This window comes from Chryseobacterium sp. IT-36CA2 (genome assembly GCF_949767875.1).
GTDB lineage: Bacteria > Bacteroidota > Bacteroidia > Flavobacteriales > Weeksellaceae > Chryseobacterium.
In genome coordinates this window covers 90589-113036 of the sequence record NZ_CATKPG010000023.1, presented here as the reverse complement: position 1 = coordinate 113036, position 22448 = coordinate 90589, and the positions used below count along the sequence as shown (strand labels likewise).

At 37.3% G+C, this 22448-nt stretch carries 15 protein-coding genes; 7 read left to right on the top strand and 8 right to left on the bottom strand.

Annotation, left to right across the window (positions count from 1 at the left end; genetic code table 11):
• Positions 1–123: 123 nt before the first annotated feature.
• Entirely contained in the window at positions 124–1233 is a 1110-nt protein-coding gene (locus ACM6F9_RS17390) for a BT_3928 family protein (RefSeq protein ID WP_414846882.1), read from the bottom strand.
• 1 nt (position 1234) lies between these two features.
• Positions 1235–1801, bottom strand: coding sequence for a DUF1599 domain-containing protein (locus ACM6F9_RS17385; protein ID WP_414846881.1), 567 nt, complete (start codon positions 1799–1801; stop codon positions 1235–1237).
• A gap of 473 nt (positions 1802–2274) precedes the next feature.
• Between ACM6F9_RS17385 and folP the strand changes: the two genes are divergently transcribed.
• From folP to ilvA, 7 genes are all read left to right on the top strand, one after another.
• A complete protein-coding gene (gene folP, locus ACM6F9_RS17380; RefSeq protein ID WP_414847162.1) occupies positions 2275–3045 on the top strand; it encodes a dihydropteroate synthase in 771 nt (256 codons plus the stop codon).
• A gap of 369 nt (positions 3046–3414) precedes the next feature.
• Positions 3415–4287, top strand: a complete 873-nt coding sequence (gene ilvE, locus ACM6F9_RS17375) for a branched-chain-amino-acid transaminase (protein WP_414846880.1) — start codon at positions 3415–3417, stop codon at positions 4285–4287.
• Positions 4288–4467: 180 nt separating this feature from the next.
• Positions 4468–6150, top strand: a complete 1683-nt coding sequence (gene ilvD, locus ACM6F9_RS17370) for a dihydroxy-acid dehydratase (protein ID WP_414846879.1) — start codon at positions 4468–4470, stop codon at positions 6148–6150.
• 5 nt (positions 6151–6155) lie between these two features.
• Entirely contained in the window at positions 6156–7880 is a 1725-nt protein-coding gene (ilvB, locus tag ACM6F9_RS17365; protein WP_414846878.1) for a biosynthetic-type acetolactate synthase large subunit, read from the top strand.
• A 10-nt stretch (positions 7881–7890) separates the two neighbouring features.
• Positions 7891–8172, top strand: a complete 282-nt coding sequence (locus tag ACM6F9_RS17360) for a hypothetical protein (protein ID WP_414846877.1) — start codon at positions 7891–7893, stop codon at positions 8170–8172.
• Between the two features lie 52 nt (positions 8173–8224).
• A complete protein-coding gene (gene ilvC / locus ACM6F9_RS17355; RefSeq protein ID WP_414846876.1) occupies positions 8225–9271 on the top strand; it encodes a ketol-acid reductoisomerase in 1047 nt (348 codons plus the stop codon).
• An 11-nt stretch (positions 9272–9282) separates the two neighbouring features.
• The gene (gene ilvA / locus ACM6F9_RS17350; RefSeq protein ID WP_414846875.1) at positions 9283–10545 is read left to right on the top strand and encodes a threonine ammonia-lyase; all 1263 of its coding nucleotides are present in this window, start codon (positions 9283–9285) and stop codon (positions 10543–10545) included.
• A 717-nt stretch (positions 10546–11262) separates the two neighbouring features.
• Here the strand turns inward: ilvA and ACM6F9_RS17345 are convergent.
• The 6 genes from ACM6F9_RS17345 to alaS form a co-directional block, all read right to left on the bottom strand.
• Positions 11263–12732, bottom strand: coding sequence for a M20/M25/M40 family metallo-hydrolase (locus ACM6F9_RS17345; RefSeq protein WP_414846874.1), 1470 nt, complete (start codon positions 12730–12732; stop codon positions 11263–11265).
• 8 nt (positions 12733–12740) lie between these two features.
• Positions 12741–12977, bottom strand: a complete 237-nt coding sequence (locus ACM6F9_RS17340; RefSeq protein ID WP_047381259.1) for a hypothetical protein — start codon at positions 12975–12977, stop codon at positions 12741–12743.
• A 75-nt stretch (positions 12978–13052) separates the two neighbouring features.
• Positions 13053–15380: a hypothetical protein gene (locus tag ACM6F9_RS17335; protein WP_414846873.1), complete on the bottom strand. Its 2328-nt coding sequence runs from the start codon at positions 15378–15380 to the stop codon at positions 13053–13055.
• A gap of 292 nt (positions 15381–15672) precedes the next feature.
• Entirely contained in the window at positions 15673–17487 is a 1815-nt protein-coding gene (locus tag ACM6F9_RS17330) for a cytochrome-c peroxidase (protein ID WP_414846872.1), read from the bottom strand.
• Between the two features lie 64 nt (positions 17488–17551).
• Positions 17552–19030: an alkaline phosphatase PhoX gene (locus tag ACM6F9_RS17325; RefSeq protein ID WP_414846871.1), complete on the bottom strand. Its 1479-nt coding sequence runs from the start codon at positions 19028–19030 to the stop codon at positions 17552–17554.
• Between the two features lie 609 nt (positions 19031–19639).
• A complete protein-coding gene (gene alaS / locus ACM6F9_RS17320; RefSeq protein WP_414846870.1) occupies positions 19640–22243 on the bottom strand; it encodes an alanine--tRNA ligase in 2604 nt (867 codons plus the stop codon).
• Positions 22244–22448: the final 205 nt, after the last annotated feature.

The window sequence follows — 22448 nt, the reverse complement described above, 5'->3', positions numbered from 1 at the left end:
GTTGTATGTTTAAGTTTAGTGTTTAAATTTGATAATTGATAATTGATAATTGATAATTGATAATTGGATACAAATATTTCTCGTAACCACAATCATTTATAATTCATCATTCATCATTTATAATTAATTAACGTAGTCCTTTGCAGGCTGCTTGTCTATAATTTTTCCTTTTTCAAGAATCAGTACAAATGGGTTGCTTCTCGCTATGGTTTTGATAGCCGTTGCGTCCATCATTGCATTTTTAATGGTTTTAAATGTATTAGGATAGGTAGAAATACCATAGATAAGTGCTCCTTTCTGAGTATTTACTTTAGCTTCCACTTTTTGAAGAAGATCAGCAGGAACATCTTTTGGATGGTAAGAGAATACCAAAACAGCTTTTGGAGCATTGATAATCTCATTCGTAATTTCCATTCCGGTTGTATCCTCAATCTTAAATTTTACAATCTCAGATTTATAGCCTTCTTTAGTCAATACAGATTCATTTTTTCCCTCTTCAATTTTCCATGGAGAACCCTCTGCCCAGTATTCTGTTTTTTTGATATAATCATCTTGATTTACTTTTACAACAGCTCCTGTTTTCTGATTTTTCAGAGCATAGAAAGTCTTATATTCAGAAGGATTTTTCTCAATTTTTCCTTTTTCAGCTTTAATATCTGTTCCTATTTTATAATCACGGAAATCAATGATGGGTTCATGCATGATTCCCTGTGCCATCACGTAGATCATTCCCAAAGAAAATACAGCCAAAAGAATGTATTTAAATGTGTTGGAAGACTCTTTCTGAGTAATTCCATACGCATCTTTTTTACGGAAATCTTTTCTGTATAAGACAAAAAGAATAATCAATCCTATCAGAAGCACAACATCTTTAAGGAAGCTTTGCCAAGGCGTAAATTTGATAGCATCTCCAAAGCATCCACAATCTGTTACCACATTGAAATAGGCTGAGTAAAAGGTTAGGAATCCAAAGAAAATACAAAGCGCAATTAATATGGATAAGGTAAATTTAAGCTTTAATTTAAGCAGCAGCATAAATCCTAAGAAAAGCTCCAGTACCACAACGATAATCGAAAACAGCAGAGCAAACTTTTCTAAAAATGGCATATTGAAAACCGGAGGAGCAAAATATTCTTCCATTTTGAAAGAAAAACCTACCAGATCCACGGCTTTCACAAAGCCTGAAAGGATGAAAATAACAGCAATAATAAAGCGTAATAAACCTTTGAGCATATTAAATAGTTTTGGGTTCGAATTGATTTTCTTTTTCCGAGAATTTGATCAGACAGAAGACAGCATAATTCAGCATATCGAAATAGTTGGCATCAAGCCCCTCTGAAACGATTGTTTTTCCCTGATTATCCTCAATCTGCTTAGTTCTTAATACTTTCTGATAAATAAGATCTGTAATCGAAGAGATTCTCATGTCTCTCCACGCCTCACCATAATCATGATTTTTCCTTTCCATCAAAGCCTTTGCTTCATTGGCATATTTGTCATACAGACCTAAAATTTCTTCTTTATTTTCGTTGAAATCATTGGAAAGACCCTTTTCCAGCTGGATAAGTCCTATGATAGAATAATTCACAATTGCGATAAATTCATCTTCTTCACTCTCATCCACCATCTTTTTATCAGTCATCTGCAGCGTACGGATTCTGTTCACTTTAATATAAATCTGGTCCGTAATGGAGCTTGGTCTTAAAACCCTCCATGCTGCACCATAATCCTGTAATTTTTTACCGAAAAGATCACGGCACTGACTGATAATTTTCTCGAACTGTACTGATGTTTTTAGCATAAATTTTCTTAATCTTCCAAATATACGAATTCGGTTTTAGATTTTTGAATTTGATGAGCTGAGTTTGTGAGTCAGAGGGTTTGAGAGTGGGAGAGTTTGAGAGTTTTGGGATGCGGGATTCGTGTTTTAGGGTTAGAGAGTTGGAAAGTAAGAGGGTTAGAGAGCGGGAACATTTCGGGCTCGGGATGGCGAGATTCGAGATTTAGGGGAGTAGAGTTTGAAAGTGTAGGAGTTAAACTCATAACTTATAATTCATCATTCATAATTAATAACTTGCCTATAATTTCTAGTTTCTTCTCATTAAAAACTCATAAATCACTAATTTTGCAGTACAGAAATCATTCATCAATTATCATTTATCAATCATCATCCAACTCATGCTCTACAACTCTCCAACTCTCCAACCCTCCAACGCTCTCACCTATTCAATCAACTGTAACGGTCGTTTAGTACAACTGGACACTCCAAAGATTATGGGAATCCTCAATATGACCCCGGATTCTTTCTCTGACGGTGGGAAATTCAATAATGAAAAATCAGCATTGAAACATGCTGAAAAACTATTGAAAGATGGAGCGGAAATATTAGATATCGGTCCCCAGTCTACACGTCCCAATGCAGAATTTTTAAGCGCCGAAGAAGAAATAAAGAGAATTGGAAATCTTATTTCTTTGATCAAAAAAGAATTCCCGGAATCTTTGATTTCTCTTGATACTTTTTATGCAGAAACTGTAAAATTTGGATTCAATGAAGGAATTGATCTGATCAATGATATCTCAGGCGGTCAGTATGATTCCAAAATGTTTGATACCGCTGCTGAAACGAAACTTCCTTACATTCTCATGCATGTAAATCCTTCCTACGAAACCATGCATGATAAAATAAAATTCGAAGATATTACACTGGAAGTGAATCAATATTTTTCCCAAAAAACAAAAGAACTGTTAGAAAAAGGAGTGAATGATATCATTCTTGATCCCGGTTTTGGTTTCGGAAAAACAGTAGAAGATCAGATGAAAATGATCCATGAAGTTGAATACCTCGGATTCGGAAAATTTCCTCTTTTGATAGGTATTTCGAGGAAGTCATTTATCTACAAACCCCTCGGGAAATCACCTCTGGATATCAATGAGGAAACACAGAAACTTCATAGAGAAGTTTTGGAGCAGGGGGCAAAAATTATAAGAGTTCATGATGTGGCTTCAGCAAAGGAAACATTGACTCATTTTTTACGAAAAAAATAAAAAGTATGAAAAAAACTTGTGAGTAATTAAAAAGTTTATACATTTGCAGTATGAATTTTACGAATCAGAAAAATATTATTGTCATTTCTATTATCGCTGTTGTCATTAGCAACAGTAAGGAAACGGCATTTTAAATAGATTTTAATTTAAATTATATATAAAACCGTTTCAAATTATGAAACGGTTTTTTTTTTGTTTTAATTTTTAAAGTACAAGAGTATGTATCAGTTATTATCAGTAATTATTATCGTCATTATTATTCCCTTGCGTCTGTGAGAAGGAAAGTGTATGACTGTACATATATTGAGCCCTCTCACAACGTGAGAGGGCTTTTTTTATTCCCTTTTTAATTTTTTTAAACCTTATAACATGTATTACAACGACGACACAACCATCTACTTTGACGGAAAATTTATGAAAGCGAAAGATGCAGGAACAGATCTGTATGGACAATCACTTCACTATGGTTACTCTGTTTTTGAAGGAATTAAATCCTACAGTACAGATCACGGAACGAAAGTCTTCAAAGCAAAAGAACATTATGAAAGATTGAAAAGATCAGCAGAACTGATGCATATTCCTTTCGATTATTCTGTAGAACAGCTTACAGATCTTACTTACGAGCTTTTGGAGCGCAACGGTTTCACAGATGCTTATATCCGTCCGTTGGTCACATGCTCACCCAATATGTCACTTTCAAAAGGACAAAAATCTTACCTTTCACTTCTTGCCTGGGAATGGAATAATGGCTATCTGGCAGATAAAATGAAAATCATGACTTCCCCTTTTCAACGTCCTAATCCTAAAGCATTCAAGGTTGAAGCCAAAGTAGGAGGGCATTATGTAAACTCAATACTGGCGTGTCAGGATGCTAAAGACAAAGGGTATGATGAAGCGCTGGTTCTGGATGAAAATGGAAACGTTGCCGAGAGCTCAGGTGCCAATGTTTTCTATGAGAAAGATGGAGTTTTATATACTCCGGGCAAAGGAAGCATCCTTCCGGGAATTACAAGACAAACGGTTATGGAGATCTGCGAAAAGCTTGATATCCCGGTAAAAGAAACCTTTTTCAAACCGGAAGAAATGAGAGGTGCAGATGCAGGCTTTTTCTGTGGTACGGCAGCTGAAATTGTTGCCTTGAATTCGCTTGATGATGTTCCCTTTACCAAAAACTGGGAAGACACGGCAAGCGGGAGAGTACAACAAGCATATTTGAAATTAGTAAGAGTTCTGTCATTGTAAATTTTTAAGATTTAAACGTTTGATTATCAGTTAAATGATTCTGTTTTCTTAATCGTTGAATATTGTAGATTTTAGGAAAACCGAAAATGAAAAGAATATTACAAAATGTAGTTTTGGGTCAAAATTTAGTAAAGAACTCCATTTTAAGAAGAGGAAAAGAATAGAAAATGTAGGAAAAATATGTTAAATAAATATTCAAAAACATTCACGCAGAACAGTGAGCAACCCGCAGCCAAGGCAATGTTGTACGGGATAGGATTTACAGAAGAAGATATGCACAAGGCTCAGGTCGGAATTGCCAGTATGGGCTATGACGGAAACACCTGTAATATGCATTTGAATGATCTGGCTCAGGTAGTAAAAAAGGGAACATGGAATCATGGATTAGCCGGATTGATTTTTAACACTATCGGAGTAAGTGATGGAATGAGCAACGGAACAGATGGAATGCGCTATTCCTTGGTAAGCCGTGACGTAATTGCAGACAGTATCGAAGCCATCTGCGGAGCACAATACTATGACGGATTGATCGCATTGCCAGGCTGCGACAAAAATATGCCGGGAACCATCATTGCAATGGGGAGATTAAACAGACCATCCATCATGGTGTACGGAGGAACAATTGCTCCCGGCTGCTACAAAGGAGAACAGCTTAACATCGTTTCTGCTTTTGAAGCGTTGGGGAAAAAGATTGCAGGAGAAATCACTGAAGAAGATTTTGATGGAGTTGTGAAAAATTCCTGTCCAGGAGCAGGTGCATGTGGCGGAATGTATACGGCCAATACAATGGCTTCTGCTATCGAAGCATTAGGAATGAGTCTTCCATATTCTTCTTCCAATCCGGCTTTAAGCAAAGAAAAACAGGAAGAATGTCTTGAAGCAGGAAAATATCTGAAAGTATTATTGGAAAAAGACATTAAACCTTCAGATATCATGACCCGTAAAGCTTTCGAAAATGCCCTTCGTATGATTGTTATTCTTGGAGGAAGTACCAATGCTGTCCTGCATTTTATAGCGATGGCAAAAAGTGTAGGAGTACCGCTTACTCAGGATGATTTTCAGATGATGAGTGACAAAACACCAGTATTGGCAGACCTGAAGCCAAGCGGAAAATATCTGATGCAGGATTTGTACGAGCATGGAGGAATACCATCCGTAATGAAATACCTTTTAAACCAGGGATTATTACACGGTGATTGCTTAACAGTAACCGGTAAAACATTAGCTGAAAATTTAGAACATGTTCCCGATTTGGATTTTAATACTCAGAAAATTATAAAACCTTTGTCAGAACCTGTAAAAGCTACAGGACACCTGAGAATACTATACGGAAATCTTGCGGAAAAAGGAAGCGTAGCCAAGATCACAGGAAAAGAAGGCGAACGTTTCGTAGGAAAAGCCCGTGTGTTTGATGGTGAAAAAAATCTGATCAGAGGAATTCAGGATGGAACTGTACAGCACGGCGATGTCATTGTTATCCGCCACGAAGGTCCGAAAGGTGCTCCCGGAATGCCAGAAATGCTGAAACCCACCAGCGCACTGATAGGAGCCGGACTGGGAAGTAGTGTTGCTTTAATTACAGATGGAAGATTCAGCGGAGGAACTCATGGTTTTGTAGTAGGACATATTACTCCCGAAGCACACGAAGGAGGTCTGATTGCCTTTGTAAACGATAATGACCTGATTGAAATTGATGCCGTAAACAACACCATACAGCTTAAAGTTTCAGAAGAAGAAATAGAAAGAAGAAAGAAAGGATGGCAAAAACCAGCCCTTAAAGTACAGAAAGGATTGCTTTATAAATATGCATTAACAGTATCATCAGCGGCAGAAGGCTGTGTAACAGACGAAATCACTCAATAAAAAATATGGAAAACCTGAATATATCAACAGAAATACAACTGAGCGGAAGCCGGATCATTCTTGAAGCCTTTCTTCAGGAAGGGGTGAAAACCGTTTTCGGATATCCGGGAGGTGCTATTATCCCTATTTATGATGCCCTTTATGACTATAAGGAAAACCTGAAACATATATTGGTACGCCACGAGCAGGCAGCAGTACATGCAGCTCAAGGATTGGCAAGAGTCTCTGGAGATGTCGGGGTTGTATTGGCTACCAGTGGTCCCGGGGCAACTAATCTTGTAACAGGTTTAGCAGATGCGCTATTGGATAATACCCCTTTGGTATGTATCACAGGACAGGTTTTTGAACACCTTTTAGGAACTGATGCCTTTCAGGAAATAGATGTAATGAACGTTACAAGTCCGGTTACCAAATGGAATTATCAGGTGACCGATGCCAATGAGCTTCCCGAAGTGTTAGCAAAAGCATTTTACATTGCAAAATCCGGTCGTCCGGGTCCTGTATTAATTGATGTGACCAAAAATGCTCAGCTGCAGTCTGTTGCTTATAAAGGATATTCGCCATGCAATTCATTGAGGAGTTATAAGCCGGATCCTGATCCATGTCTGGAGAATATTGAAAAAGCAGTACAGCTGATCAATAATGCAGAAAAGCCATTCATCATCGCAGGGCAGGGGATTATGCTGGGGAAAGCTGAAAAAGAATTTTTACAGTTTGCAGAAAAATCAGGAATTCCGGTAGCGTGGACTGTCTTAGGAATGAGTGCCATCCCGACTAATCACCCACAAGCAGTAGGAATGGTAGGAATGCACGGAAATTATGGCCCGAATATATTAACCAACGAATGCGATGTTTTAGTTGCTGTCGGAATGAGATTCGATGACCGTGTGACCGGAAGACTGGATCAGTATGCAAAACAGGCCAGAATTATTCACCTGGATATTGACAACGCAGAGATCAATAAAAATGTAAAAGTAGATGTTCCGGTTCTTGGGAACTGTAAACATACCCTTCCTCTCATTACGGAAAGGATTGCAAAAAAAGAACATCGTCATTGGCATGAAAGATTTAAAAAATGTCATGAAGTTGAAAGTATCAAGTTGATCAATACAGAGCTTTACCCCGAAGAAGGCGAAATTACCATGGGAGAAGTTATCCGTTACCTGAATGAGATGACAAAAGGTGAAGCGGTTATTGTAACGGATGTAGGACAGCATCAGATGGCAACATGCCGCTATTCGCAATTCAAACATTCCCGAACCAATGTAACAAGTGGAGGTTTAGGGACAATGGGATTCTGTCTTCCCGCAGCAATAGGAGCGTCTTATGCAGAAACCAATTACCCTGTTATTGCCGTAATGGGTGATGGTGGAGCTCAGATGAATATTCAGGAACTGGGAACCATCATGCAGTATCATCCGGAAGTAAAGATTTTAATCCTGAATAATTGCTATCTGGGAATGGTAAGGCAATGGCAGGAGTTGTTTCACGAAGAAAGATATTCCTCAGTAGATATCCAAAGCCCTGATTTTGTTCAGGTAGCAAAGGGATATAATATCTCAGGAAAGAAAGTATCAGATAGGGAAGACCTGAAATGGGCACTCCGTGAAATGCTTGATCACAAGGGATCTTTCCTCCTTGAAGTGATGACAGGAAAAGAACATAATGTATTTCCGATGATTCCTCAGGGAAAAAGTGTTTCGGAGATTGTATTAAATAATAAAGCTTAAAATAAAAAAGATGAAAACAGATCATAAAGAATACACCATTACGGCGTACACAGAAGATTATTTAGGATTGATCAGCCGCATCAATGCTATATTTTCAAGAAGAAGAATTTCTATGGTAACCTTCAATGTAGGTCCTTCAGAAATAGAAAAAGTAAAAAAGTTTGTCATCGTAATCAGAGAAACAGAAGATTCTGTTCAGAAGATCAGCAGACAAATGGAAAAGCAGGTAGATGTTCTGGAAGTACATTATCACAGAACTCCATACCTGACTGCAATAGAATATGCTAGCTAAGCACAAAAATTAAACATCATAATCAAATCAATAATAAATAAAATCAAAAAAAATGGCAAAATTGAATTTTGGAGGAGTAGAAGAGAACGTAGTAACTAGAGAAGAATTTCCGTTGGATAAAGCTCAGGAAGTATTAAAAGATGAAGTGGTAGCAGTGATCGGGTATGGAGTACAGGGGCCGGGACAGGCTTTGAACCAGAAAGATAACGGAATTAACGTAATTGTAGGACAGAGAAAGAACTCCAAATCATGGGATAAAGCAGTAGCAGACGGATTTGTGCCGGGAGAAACCTTATTCGAAATCGAAGAAGCATTAGAAAAAGGAACTATTATCTGCTATCTTCTGAGTGATGCCGCACAGATTGAATACTGGCCGAAAGTAAAACAACATCTTACCCCAGGAAAAGCATTGTATTTCTCTCATGGTTTCGGAATCACGTTCAGCGAGCGTACAGGAATTGTCCCTCCACCCGATGTAGATGTATTTTTGGTTGCCCCAAAAGGTTCGGGAACATCATTAAGAAGAATGTTTTTGCAGGACAGAGGACTGAACAGCAGTTTTGCCGTTTATCAGGACGCTACAGGAAAAGCCAGAGAAAGAGTAACCGCATTAGGTATCGCGATAGGAAGCGGATATCTTTTTGAAACCGACTTTAAAAAAGAAGTATACAGTGATCTTGCCGGAGAACGTGGAACATTGATGGGAGCTGTACAGGGAATATTTGCCGCTCAGTATGATGTATTAAGAAAAAATGGACACAGCCCTTCCGAAGCTTTTAACGAAACCGTAGAAGAACTAACTCAGTCACTAATGCCTTTAGTAGCAGAAAACGGAATGGACTGGATGTATGCCAACTGCAGTACAACTGCTCAAAGAGGAGCTTTAGACTGGTGGAAACGTTTCAGAGATGCTACTTCGCCTTTGTTTGAAGAATTGTATGATAACGTAGCCAAAGGAAACGAAGCACAACGTTCTATCGACAGCAACAGCAAACCGGATTATCGTGAAAAATTAGAGCTAGAACTTACTGAGCTTAGAGAAAGCGAAATGTGGAAAGCAGGTAAGACGGTGCGCAGCCTGAGACCCGAAAACAATTAATTACTGAACAGATGATGAAAGAGGAAATAAGTTCCTCCGTTTTAGAGAATGTCTATAAAGCGGAGGAACGATTAAAAAATGTAGTGGTAAAAACACCTTTGGCTGTCAATAATAATTTGTCAGCTATTTATGAGTCGAATATTTATTTTAAAAGAGAAGACCTTCAAAGGGTAAGATCCTATAAAATACGAGGAGCCTATAATAAGATGGCCACCATGTCTGAGGAAGAACTTTCAAAAGGGGTTGTTTGTGCCAGTGCCGGAAATCATGCTCAAGGCGTTGCTTTTGCATGTAAGACAATGAAGGTCAAAGGAACTATTTTCATGCCATTGCCTACACCCGGACAAAAGCTTGAGCAGGTGAAAATGTTCGGGGGAGAATACATCGATGTTATTTTGTTCGGAGATACTTTCGATGCGGCTAAAGATGCTGCGCTGAGGTTTTGTGAAGATCATAACAGCGCATTTATTCACCCTTTTGATGACCCTGCTATTATTGAAGGGCAGGCGACAACAGGGTTGGAGATTCTGGAACAGTCAGAAGGTATGGTAGATTATCTTTTTGTTCCGATAGGTGGTGGTGGGTTGGCCGCAGGAATTTGTTCCGTATTTCAGCATCTGTCTCCACATACAAAAATTATTGGTGTAGAACCCTCCGCAGCGGCAAGTATGAAAAAGGCCCTTGAAAAAGGACAACCTGTTCTTCTCGAAAAGATAAGCCGTTTTGTAGACGGAGCAGCAGTACAACAAGTAGGAGACCTCACTTTCGAATGCTGTAAAAATATCCTTTACGATATGGCTACGGTAGATGAAGGACTGGTCTGTGAAACCATCTTGTCATTGTACAACAAAGATGCTATTGTAGTAGAACCGGCGGGAGCACTTTCAGTAGCAGCTTTGGACAGATACAGAGAAGAAATAAAAGGGAAAAACGTAGTGTGTATCATCAGCGGAAGCAATAATGATATTACCCGTATGGAAGAAATCAAGGAAAAGGCATTGCTTCATGCTGGATTAAAGCATTATTTTCTGGTCAGATTTCCCCAGCGTCCGGGAGCATTGAAGGCTTTTGTAATGGATGTATTAGGCCCCGATGATGATATTACCTACTTTGAATACACTCAAAAAAACTCAAAAGAAAAAGGAATTGCAGTTGTGGGAATTGCTCTGAAGCAAAACAAAGACTTCACACCTTTAATCGATAAGATGAAGCAGTATGATTTCTTTGTTAACTATCTGAACAATGATCCTTCTCTGATGAATTTGCTTATTTAAAAGAATTTAGACTAAAAAAGAGATTTTTTTATGACATTAAAAACGACATAAGAAGCTGAAGCGTTAAGAAAATGAATTCTGTGAACGTTAAAAAGACTCTATTGTTTGAGTGCGGGGCGACTTGTGATTCTAAACATAGACTGTTTTCGCACGAGTTTAGAGTTTTTAGAGAACAGATTTCATTTTTAGCTGAAGTTTCTAAGTCTTGAATTTTTGTTTCTTTTGTTTCAAGACAAAAGAAATATGATTAAATAAAATTTTTTTTTTGAACCATTAAGATCGATTAAGTTTTTAAGAATAATGAAGGAGAAATATCTTCGGTATTTATTAAGCAAGCCGCTTCTTAACTTTCCTTAAATCCTGAATTTATCTTAATGTTTCCCAATCATATAATCATATCCAATATTAAATTATTTCGTATTTAAAGACAGATTCTAAAAACACAATGATGAAAAGAGCTTCACAATCTGTGAAGCTCTTTGTTTTTCGACAATATCAAATGACATAAGAACCTGAAGCGTTAAGAAAATGAATTCTGTGAACGTTAAAAAAACTCTATTGTTTGAGTGCGGGGCAACTAGTGATTCTAAACATAGACTGTTTCCGCACGAGTTTAGAGTTTTTAGAGAACAGATTTCATTTTTAACTGAAGTTTCTAAGTCTTGAATTTTTGTTTCTTTTGTTTCAAGACAAAAGAAGTATAATTATTTATATCAATTATCTTTCCAACGAAAAATTCGAAATTACTTTCGGACGTTCTGTTTCATTAGCAACTTTCCAGGATGTTCTGTACATCCATTCGGTCATTTTATACAGCTTTTTGTAATTGATATTTTCAGATTCATCCTGCGGAGTATGGTACTGATCATGCAATACGCTGGTAAAGAATATAGCAGGAATTCCGATTTTAGCATACGGAAGATGATCACTTCTGAAGTAGAAATACTCTGCATGGCTTGGAGAATCCCAATCTTTCAGATATTTGAATTTTGTACTTTCATTATTGGCATCTTCAGCCATTTTTACAAGCTCTTCAGAATTTTTGTGTGGAGCATTTCCTCCTAATAAAGCAGCTTCATTATTGTCATTTCTTCCGATCATATCACCATTTAGAACGGCTACAATTTTCTCTTTCGGAACTACAGGGTGAGCTGCATGCCATCTTGAACCCAACAAACCTCTTTCTTCAGCCCCATGGAAAACGAAAAGAATACTTCTTTTTCCCGGCTGTTTTTTGTAAGCTCTGGCCATAGCCAACATCGCAACACAGGTACTAGCATTATCATCAGCACCGTTGTAGATCGTGTCGTTCTTTACTGGATGTCTGATACCGTCATGATCCTGGTGTCCGCTTAGCAAAACATATTCGTTTTTAAGAACAGGATCTGTACCTTCTATTTTCCCGATAATATTCACTGATGGGTATTTGTAGGTTTCAGTGATCAGGTTCAGAGACGTTTTAGGATTGTTTTTTACCCAGCCTGCATTTTCTCTTTTGATCCATAAAACAGGAATATTATTTGTGATTTTTTCTCTTAATCCTTCTACGCCATAGCTTCCTCTTGTCATTTGAGGCAGTACTTCTACCCAGCTTTTTTCAGAGGTATCATCGGTAATGAAAATAATGGCTTTTGCTCCCAGTTGAAAAGCTTTATCGTAATATTTATTCCTTACAAATCCAGGATACCTTCTTACAAAAAGGGTCATATCTTTTGAGATATTTTTGTCAGAAGCGTTTACTGCAAGAACTTTTCCTTTGATATTCAGTTTGGCAAGATCTTCGGGCTCTGCATTTCCTGCGTATACTATTTCAGCATCTACAGAAGCATTGACAGGTTCAGCCACAAGAAAATCTTTCCATAGTTTCAGACTGGTATCTCCAATTTTCAGACTGCTTTGTGGAATTACCTGATGTCTGTATATATCAAAAAACTGGAAAAAGGTTTCGTTATCTCCGGCTGGTTTCATTCCTGCTTCTTTGGCTTTGTCTGCCAGCCACATAGAAACTTTTAATTCATCCAGCGTTCCTGCTTCACGTCCCAAGAACTGATCTGCAGCAAGCTGGTACATATCGGTACGAAGATCAGATTCTTTGATGGCGGAAACCAATGGTTTTTTATAGCTCTGAGCATTTCCAATAGTAAACAGGAAAAGGCTCAACAAAGAAAAAACGTAGTTTTTATTCATGGAAATTCTTAATTGAAGTTAGCTAATTTCTCTGAAAACTGTTTTGAAAATTCTTTTCTGTCTTCTTCCAGTTTTTCTTTCGTAGAAGGTAAAATATAAGTAAAAAGGATCTTGTCTTCATTGTCTAAAAAGATGATTTCCTTTTCATTTCCATCGATCATCTGTGAGAAGATTTCCCACATCGGAGTGTCTTTTAATTTTAATAATTCAAAAAACTGTTCTGCTTTGATTTCGATTTTCTGCATGTTCTTTTTTATATATTATCGTTGAATATTTCTGAATTTTCATTCAAAAATAAAGATTTTGTATTGTAAAGAGTATTAAAACTCAAGAAACTTAAGCTTAAACTGGATGGCAAAATTTTCTCTGAAATGTGGTGTGGCGTAATAACCCACTCTATAGAATAAACCTAAATTGAAATAACTGGAAAGGAAATTGTTCCATTCCAAACCTACTTCCTGATACAGGTGATCCAGTTTTCTGAACTTAAACTGATGGTATTCCGGATGTTTCATATCTCCGATCGTTCCTCTTAAGACGAAATCAAAACTGGAAATATTGTGCCCGAAACTTTTAAGATACCAAGGCAGTTTGTGTGTGAAATAGTAAGCGATGAACCTGTCATTATAATATTTTCCACCTTCAAGTGTTGCAAATCCGAGGTAAGAAGTAAGGTTAAAATTAAAGTCTTTACCCGGAGAAGCCAGTCCGTTCATCGTAAAATTCTTCCAAATAGGCGCTCCACCCAGAACAGCCCCTCCATACAGTCTGAAACCGGTAGTCCCGATTGGTGTTTTGAAATTATGTACAAACAGGGCATCAAAACGGGAATAACTAAAGTCTCCCTGAAGCATTTTGTAGCTCTGCTCATAATTGAAATAAAGCTCAGGATATCTCTGGTCAATCAGAGACTTTCCCTGTGGAGTCATAATATTGGTAGAATTCGGAGAATATTTTAATGTGAAAAGCGTGTTGAAATTTCGATAGGAAGTTCCTCTGTCTCTGAACTGATAATCAAACTCTGCTTGTTCTGTATTTCTTCTTACAGCAAGGGCAAGGGTAAGACCGTTTGTGACATCGTTCAGATAAGATAATGACATTCCTTTAAAATGAAAATACTTGTCATTGTTTAGATTATTTCCAAAGTTCATCGTTCTCATTTTGAAATTCCAAAACTTGCGGTTGAATTCCCCAGAGGCTGTTACATCATCATACACCTCAAATCTGAAAATTGAGTTTTTTTCCAGTGTGGTTTTCATGTCAAGCCCCATTCCATATTTCCATTTTCTGTCCTTCACCCCATAGGCAAAGTAGTAATCTGGTGAAAAATAAGGGTTGAAATTTTCATTCAGCTTGGCTTTTAAACCTAATCTGAAACCTTCATAGGAGTTATAATTGACAACTTCATCTACGGCAAAGTCTACAGATCCTACTCTGATCTGTCCGTTCAGTAATCCCGATAAAATCTGTGCTTTGGTATCAATTTTATATTTTTTACCTAAGCTGTCGATCGTTTTATAGGTATTTTTTTCCCTGTCGGTAAGAGGTTCTGTTCTGTATTGATCCAAAGAATGCCCGTCAATATTTTTTACAGAGAAAGTGTAGCCTTTGAAGTCTTTGGGGTTCTCTTCAATAGGAGCTTCGAAATCAAAATATTTTGAAGTGAGGAAAGCATAGGTGCCAAAGCTTTTTTTGTCTTTCTTATCATCAGAATGTACTTTGTCATCCATGGCCATTTTACCCATTTTAAGCTTGGTTTTCTCATGGGCAAGGAACCATTTGTTATTGTAAAATACCCAGGTACTGGTGATAATTCCTTCGTTTTTATTTTTACTGAAATTTTCAATTTTTTTGACTCCGTAAGTTTCAGTATCTACATAAATAGCACCATTATACTTACGTTTTCTGTCCAGCTTTTTGTAATTCACTTCGCGGAAACGGATCACAAAGTTTTTTCTCCCGTCCAGAGTAACGGTGTCTGAAAGGAAAAATCTGTACAATCCTCTGTTTTCTGGCTTCAACTGTTCCGGAACAACATCTCTGTTACTCTGCTGAAGAGCGATCATTTCGTAGATGGGCTGCTTAAGACCGGAGATTCTGTTATCCAGAATATTGATCTTTTCCCCATATTTTTTGGAGTATAAAAATTCCTGAGCCCTTTCCCAAAGGAAGAGCTTGCTTTTTGAAAATATTTTTCTTGCAGTGATGTTATTCAGAGAGTCTTTTTCTCTTTTTTTCTTGAAAATATTGAGATCATTGAAATACTGATTAAACTGAGAAAGACTGTCTTCATCAATATCCAAAGATATTTTTTCGTAGGATTTGTAGGAATAAGAGCCTAAGCTTTTTGGAGAATTTTCGTTAAATAATTTATTTACTTTTCTAAGAATTTCCAACGCTCGCGGGTCACTTTTATCTTCAATGACTACGGCTTCAATATTAGTAGTAGCTGATGTTTTTTTGAGCAAAGAAACCTCCATACTACTTTCTACGGTAATGTTTTCTTTCTGGTAAGAATCGGCATCAATATCAATATTCTTGCATCCTGTTTTGAATTCAAGAATCCCTTGTTCATTGGTATATCCGATGATTGCATTGTCACACGACACTTTGGCATTAAAAACAGGTTTTTGACTGGCGTCATCCACAACCTTAATTTTTGATTGCGAATACCCCAAAAAGCTGAGCAGAAAAAATAAAAACAGTAATTCCCTTTTCATGTAAAAAAACTAGGTCAAAATTAATAATATTTATTCTTGTAAAAAAGTTTTTAACAGAGTATAACATTGATTTAATCTAATGTTTTCATGGACTTCCCTCTGATCAAATTAAATAACAAAGCCCCTCAGATAGTCTTTTTGACTTTTCATTACATTTCGAATAAAAAAACTCCTGAACAAATGATTTTCAGGAGTTTTAATTGTTTGTTTCAAAATGGGATTATCGATCGTCCAGAGCTGTCATAAACTCAATGATATCATCTATTTCTTTGTCTGTAAGCTGTAATGGTGCATCAGAAAGGGTCTGGTTTTCTACTTTAAATCCAAAAGCCTTTCCTCCGCCTTTGTTATAGAAATTCATCACTTCTTTTAACGTTTTGTACCCTCCGTTGTGCATATAAGGAGCTGTTTTATTAATGTTTCTAAGGGTTGGTGTTTTGAAAGAATGCTGTAATGAAGGAACTGTTTCATGAAACTTTCCTCTTCCCAGATCATTGTCAAACACTCTGTTTTCTGCATTCACAGCTACTCCCAATATTTCCTGTTCGGTTTTCTTGAAATTCGGCGGAACAGTACCATTGAATAAAGGAACGAAATGGCAAATTGCACATTGGGCTTTTCCAACAAAAAGATTAAAACCACGTTTTTGATTTTCTGTCATTGCCGATTTATTTCCTCTCATGTATTCATCAAAATCAGAATTAAATTTTGCGAGAGAACGGATATAGGTCGCCAGTACATTCTGCAGCTGCCAAACCTCTGTTTTTTGAGAATGATAAATCTTTTTAAATGCCGCCTGATAGTTTTTATCCTGATTGATTTTGGCCAAAATCACATTCAGATCACCATGCATTTCTTCTTTATTAGAAATTACATCTGAGCTTTGGCCTTCCAGATCGTCTTTTCTCATATCCCAAAACTGACCATGCTGATATCCTGCATAGTTGAGAGAAGGTGTGTTTCTCGCCAGTTCCGAATTTTCAAGGGACATGGCTCTGGCAAGTCCGTCTGTAAATGCTTTCTCGGGAATATGACAGGTTGCACAGCTTCGGTTATTGCTGTTGGATAGAATTTTGTCATTAAAGAGTTGATATCCCAGAGCTGCCTTTTCTTCCGAATATGCATATTCTTTTCCGGGAGTGAAAGCGTTAGGGTTAAAAGCATTTTTAGTGAAAAAAGTAGTTGCATTTTTGTTTAAAGCAGTCGTTACTTCAACATCCGGAATGTTCTCCTGATTTTTAAAATCCAGCATCAAAGTGGTGATCTTATTCAGATGATCTGGAATAAAATTGACGTAATCAAATGTATTTTTGTCTGTATTTCTCTTCAGAAACTCAATAGTCGAGTTGATTTCTGCAATAATATTTTTTAAGGCTTTGTCTTTCGAACGGTCAGTGGAAATCTGCTCTAATGTTTCTTTGATTCCTTCCAGTGAAGAAGGCATTTCCTGTAAAAATGTTCCCGAAACAGGGGTGTCAAAACCTGAAATTCCCAGGCTGGAAATTCTGAACGCTTCCTGCCTCAACGCATCAAAAACCTGATCTTTACTAACGGTAATGACCTGAAAGTTGGTTTCTATAGTATTGCTTTTATTAATGAGCTTATTAAGCATTCTTGTGACTTCCTCTTTATTCCCTTTATCATAAGGGTAGAGCATTTCTTCCAAAACCTGAAGTCCTTCGGGTTCTATTTCGGTGTGTTCATCCATTTCAATTTCAGGAAGGGCAGGACCGTTGATAAATCTTGCGGAGTTCGGAAGGAAATATTCTACAGCCCATTCCATTTTTTTGTAGGTTTTTCTGATATCCTGAAATTTTTCCTGAAGAAGTTTTCCATCAGAATCTTTAGAGACCAGGGTTTTCAGTTCGTTGATTTGTTTTTCAAAATCAGCATTGGTTTTGAGAATTCTGTTTTTTACAGAACCAAGATCTTCATACACAGGCTGCTGCTTATCATTTTTACAATAATAAAGGGTAAAAAGTGCTGCTGCACAGTATAAGAAAAGGAGTATCGGGTATTTTGAAAGCTTACTCATAGGTATGAAAAAGTATCAACAGAGATTTCTATTGATACTTTAATTTGATATGAAGGAATTAAAACTATTTTTCTACGTTTCTGATGATTACAATCTGTCCACCTTCTTTATTGGTGTTGATTCCGGAACCGTCAGGGTTTTTGAATTTATCCAGCTGCCATGTGTGAGAGTGGATATTCACAGAGAATGTATTTGGAATTCCGATGATGTCTGAAATATCAACCATCGCTCCGAATTCCCATGAACCGAATTTCTGTAAATCTCCGGACTGGTTATAGGCGGTCTGCCATGCAGAATCACTTCTGTTGTGCTTCATATTCAGCCATGGTTTGTATTGTTTTGTAGCAATATTCAGCTGCCAGATATAAGAATCGTGGTTGGCATTTTTGTAATAAGAATCTCCGTCTTCCTGGATGTATACGAAGTTTTCAGTCACACATAAATTGTCAGGATTGATAAGGTTATTTCCTGGATTAGAATCTCCTTCAGCAACAACTTCTAACTTTCCTGTCATCATATTGTTGGTGTTCAAAACAAGTTTGTATACTCTTCCCCACATTGTTAATCCAGCTTTTGGATTCACACCGTCAGAAGATTCTCCTGTAGCGGTAAAATAGATTTCTCTTCCTTTTCCTGCTCCTTTTCTGTAATCTACATCTTCCACTCTTGAAAAACGGATAGCGTTATTATCAATGTTTTTCTGGTTGATCTGAGCTCCTGTAAGGTTTTTGGCGTTCGGAATTTCCACGAATTCTACATCATAGCTGCTTCCTTTCGTCATATCCGTTTCAGTATAGTTGTTGTTTGTTCTTTTTAAAGAATACAATTTACCGTTGTCAAGATCTCCCTGTGTATCGGCTACATACATGATCAACTGTCCTGCGGACTGGTGAGAAGAAGAATAAGACTGATCTTCACCAATGATGATATAGGATTTTCCATTAGAAACATCTTTAGGAAGCGGAACTGCATTTTCCATGGAAGCCTTTCCTAAAGCTGGCTTTACTCTTGTTTTGTCTGATGCCTGAGAAGCTGGTGCCAAAGGATTCAAAGCGTGAACCATACTTTCTTCACCTGATTCACCTGCTGTAAGGAATGCACTGAAACCATGAGTTTCAGGAGTTGCTAACGTAGCAGAGCATAATCTTGTCATTCCTCCGGTTCCGTTTAAGATATATTCTCCTTTTACAGGCTTAAATGTTTTGTCTAAATATACTCTGGATACAGACTGTTTGATCTCATGGTTGGTGATCATCAGGTACCCGTCTGAGTTAGGATCTTTCATTATTCCCATTCCGTCCGGCTGGCCTCCAAAAACGAAATCCGGAGAGCCTGAAAGAACATCAGAACTGGAGATAAGGGTTGTAATATTTAAGTTTTCAAAACCAGGCATTCCAAAAACGAAAGCAGGTTCTTTAGAAAAATTTTCAATCTTAATTTTGTCATTCACAGGGGTATTGGAATCCCCGTTATTGTCATCGTTACAGCCTTGAAAAACAATGGCTGCAAGGAATAGAGCTCCAATAGTTTGGTTAATTTTCATAATTATATTTTTTGAATTTCGATTATGGCAAAACTAAAGGTCTAGTGTTAACTATGTTTTAAGAAGACAAAACAAATAGTTTAATATTAAGTAATGATTTGTTAAGATAAGGTCAATAATTAGAACGGATATAAATAGAGTGACTTTGATGAATATCTGAGTAATAAGGAATGGTATATTATATCGCAGAGACGCTAAGGCTTTTATACATCTGCTTTTTTCGTTCGCAAAGGCCATTCCATTTAGCAAAAAAACGCAATCATTTTATAGCTGAGTGTAACGCCTTTGCGAACAGAAATATTTAAGATAAAATGGATATTTCTTTGCGATCTTTAGCGTTAAAAGGTATAACGGGCCTGTATCATCTTTCCTAAATTACTTTAGTTTCCCACAGATTTCACGAATTACACAGATATTTGAGGCGAAGTATGATTATTGCATGCGCTTGGTCAGAATTAATGAAGTTGATTCCCTTCTTTGCTTCCTGAAATTATAAAGTATTATAGAAAAAACTTTGCGTTAAAATAAGATGATATACTGTAAAAAACAACCCCGGCTGTCTCAATTCTGAGACAGCCGGGGCTAAAATTTATAATAGAAGTTTCTATTTTAGATATTCAACGCTTTTTGGTAAGCGTTTTCTAAACCTTCAAGGTTTTTACCACCAGCTGTTGCAAAACCAGGGTTTCCGCCACCACCGCCTTGGATTTCTTTTGCAAGATCCTTCACAATAGCGCCAGCCTGATAGTCTGCAGCAAGATCATCAGAAACTCCAACAGTAATCATTGGTTTTCCGTCTGCGTCAGAAAGAATAATCGTTACAGATGCTGGGATTTCTCTCTTCAGCTGGAATACGATGTCTTTTACAGAACCTGCATCCAAAGAAGTTTTCTTTACAAGAAGCTGCTTGTTGCCTTTCTGCTCATAAGCATTCTTCCATTCTCCGATTTCTCCTTTTGCTTTTTCCTTTTTAAGAGCATCTACTTCAGCTTTCAATGAAGTGTTTTCTTCGATCAGTTTTTCAATAGATCTTACCACATCTTTAGACTTTAATAACTGAGAAAGTTCAATGATCTGTTTTTCAAGATTGTTGAAATACTCCTCAGATTTGTCTCCTGAAATAGCCTCAATTCTTCTGATTCCCGCAGCAGCAGAACCTTCAGAAGTGATTTTGAAATGACCGATTTCGCTGGTGTTTTTTACGTGAGTTCCACCGCAAAGTTCTTTTGAACTTCCGAATTGAATCATTCTCACACTGTCACCATATTTTTCACCAAACAAAGCCATTGCTCCTTTTTCAAGAGCTTCCTGAATCGGAATATTTCTGAATTCCTGTAAAGCAATACTTTCTTTGATTTTTTTATTTACTTTTTCTTCAATTAATGCTAATTCTTCCTCCGTCATTTTGTTGAAGTGAGAGAAGTCAAAACGAAGATAATCCGGACCTACATAAGAACCTTTCTGTTCTACGTGAGTTCCTAAAACATCTCTTAAAGCTTCATGCAGAAGGTGAGTTACTGAGTGATTTGCCTGAGAATTTTTTCTTTCTGAAGCATTTACTTTAGCATAGAAAACAGCACCGGCATCTTTTGGAAGACCGTTGATCAGTGAAATAATCAATCCGTTTTCTTTTTTAGTTTCCAGAACTTCGAAGCTCTCAACTGCATTTTCAAGAACTCCTTTATCTCCAACCTGTCCACCTCCTTCAGGGTAGAAAGGAGAACTGCTTAATACTACCTGATAAAATTCTCCGTCTTTGTTTTCTACCTTTCTGTATCTTGTAATGTATGTTTCAGACTTAGTCTGATCATACCCTACAAATGTTTCAGGCTTTGATTCAAGATTTACCCAGTCGTATACTTTCTGAGCAGAATCCGCTTTTGAACGAAGCTTCTGTTTCTCCATTTCAGCTTTGAAACCTTCTTCATCAATTGTTAACCCTTTTTCTTCAGCAATGATTCTTGTTAAATCATCAGGGAAACCATATGTATCATACAGCTCAAAAACTTCTTCGCTTGGTAATACTTTCTGATTATCTGCAATAGTCTGCTGGATCAGCTTTTCTACTCTGATTAACCCGTTCTCAATTGTTTTTAAGAATGAATCTTCTTCACTTTTGATGACTTCAGAAACCAATTTTCCTTGCTTTTCAAGTTCTGGGAAGAAAGTTCCCATTTGTTCCTGCAGAACAGCAACCAATTTGTAAAGGAAAGGTTCTTTCATATCCAGGAATCTGTAAGAATAAGAAATTCCTCTTCTTAAAATTCTTCTGATGACATAACCTGCTCCTCCGTTGGATGGCAATTGTCCATCTGCAATAGCAAAAGAAACCGCTCTGATGTGGTCTACCACAACACGGATGGCAATATCTTTTTCGTTTTCTAAAATTCCGGTATATTTTTTACCTGAAAGTTCTTCAACTTTCGAAATAAGCGGAGTGAAAACATCAGTATCATAGTTGGAAGATTTCCCTTGAAGCGCCATACAAAGACGTTCAAAGCCCATTCCTGTATCTACGTGCTGAGCAGGAAGTTTCTCTAAAGATTTATCTGCCTTTCTGTTGAACTCCATGAAAACCAGGTTCCATACTTCAACTACTTGAGGGTGGTCATTATTCACCAGGTCAAGTCCTGAAACTTTTGCTTTCTCTTCTGGTGTTCTTAAGTCAACATGGATTTCTGAACACGGTCCGCACGGTCCGCTTTCACCCATTTCCCAGAAGTTATCTTTTTTATTTCCGTTGATGATTCTATCCTCTGAAATGTGAGACTTCCAGAAATCATAAGCATCCTGGTCTCTGTCCAGATTTTCTGAAGCATCACCTTCAAAAATCGTTACGTATAAATTTTCTTTTGGAATTCCGTATACTTCAGTCAGTAATTCCCAGGCAAAAGCAATAGCCTCTTTTTTGAAGTAATCCCCGAAAGACCAGTTTCCTAACATTTCAAACATGGTGTGGTGGTAAGTATCTCTACCTACATCATCCAAGTCATTGTGCTTCCCTGAAACTCTAAGACACTTTTGGGTATCGGCAATTCTAGGGGCGGTAGGGGTTTTGTAGCCAAGGAAGAAATCCTTGAACTGCGTCATTCCGGAGTTGGAAAACATAAGTGTAGGGTCGTCTTTCAGCACAATAGGAGCTGAAGGAACGATAAGGTGCCCTTTACTTTTAAAATAGTCTAAAAATTTTTGACGTATTTCTTGTGATGTCATAGTATTGCTTTTGCTTTTTTAACTATCAAATTTTTGATAAGATGCAAATTTAAGATTTTTAAGCGATTTGTAATAATTTTATGCTATGTTTTGAATGGGGATGGATTTGTTAATGGATGTGTGGTAAACCTATAAGGTTTGAGATGGCTATAATTAATAATAACCTATCTAGTTTTGCAATTTCCGTTTAACTTACTACCTTCGT

Excerpts from the sequence above, each read along its gene's own strand:
- ilvE (WP_414846880.1), top strand. The coding sequence starts at position 3,415 with ATGTATTACAACGACGACACAACCATCTACTTTGACGGAAAATTTATG.
- alaS (WP_414846870.1), bottom strand. The coding sequence starts at position 22,243 with ATGACATCACAAGAAATACGTCAAAAATTTTTAGACTATTTTAAAAGT.
- ACM6F9_RS17340 (WP_047381259.1), bottom strand. The coding sequence starts at position 12,977 with ATGCAGAAAATCGAAATCAAAGCAGAACAGTTTTTTGAATTATTAAAA.
- ACM6F9_RS17360 (WP_414846877.1), top strand. The coding sequence starts at position 7,891 with ATGAAAACAGATCATAAAGAATACACCATTACGGCGTACACAGAAGAT.
- ACM6F9_RS17390 (WP_414846882.1), bottom strand. The coding sequence starts at position 1,233 with ATGCTCAAAGGTTTATTACGCTTTATTATTGCTGTTATTTTCATCCTT.
- ilvA (WP_414846875.1), top strand. The coding sequence starts at position 9,283 with ATGATGAAAGAGGAAATAAGTTCCTCCGTTTTAGAGAATGTCTATAAA.
- ilvB (WP_414846878.1), top strand. The coding sequence starts at position 6,156 with ATGGAAAACCTGAATATATCAACAGAAATACAACTGAGCGGAAGCCGG.
- ACM6F9_RS17325 (WP_414846871.1), bottom strand. The coding sequence starts at position 19,030 with ATGAAAATTAACCAAACTATTGGAGCTCTATTCCTTGCAGCCATTGTT.
- ACM6F9_RS17345 (WP_414846874.1), bottom strand. The coding sequence starts at position 12,732 with ATGAATAAAAACTACGTTTTTTCTTTGTTGAGCCTTTTCCTGTTTACT.
- ilvC (WP_414846876.1), top strand. The coding sequence starts at position 8,225 with ATGGCAAAATTGAATTTTGGAGGAGTAGAAGAGAACGTAGTAACTAGA.
- ilvD (WP_414846879.1), top strand. The coding sequence starts at position 4,468 with ATGTTAAATAAATATTCAAAAACATTCACGCAGAACAGTGAGCAACCC.
- ACM6F9_RS17330 (WP_414846872.1), bottom strand. The coding sequence starts at position 17,487 with ATGAGTAAGCTTTCAAAATACCCGATACTCCTTTTCTTATACTGTGCA.
- folP (WP_414847162.1), top strand. The coding sequence starts at position 2,275 with ATGGGAATCCTCAATATGACCCCGGATTCTTTCTCTGACGGTGGGAAA.
- ACM6F9_RS17385 (WP_414846881.1), bottom strand. The coding sequence starts at position 1,801 with ATGCTAAAAACATCAGTACAGTTCGAGAAAATTATCAGTCAGTGCCGT.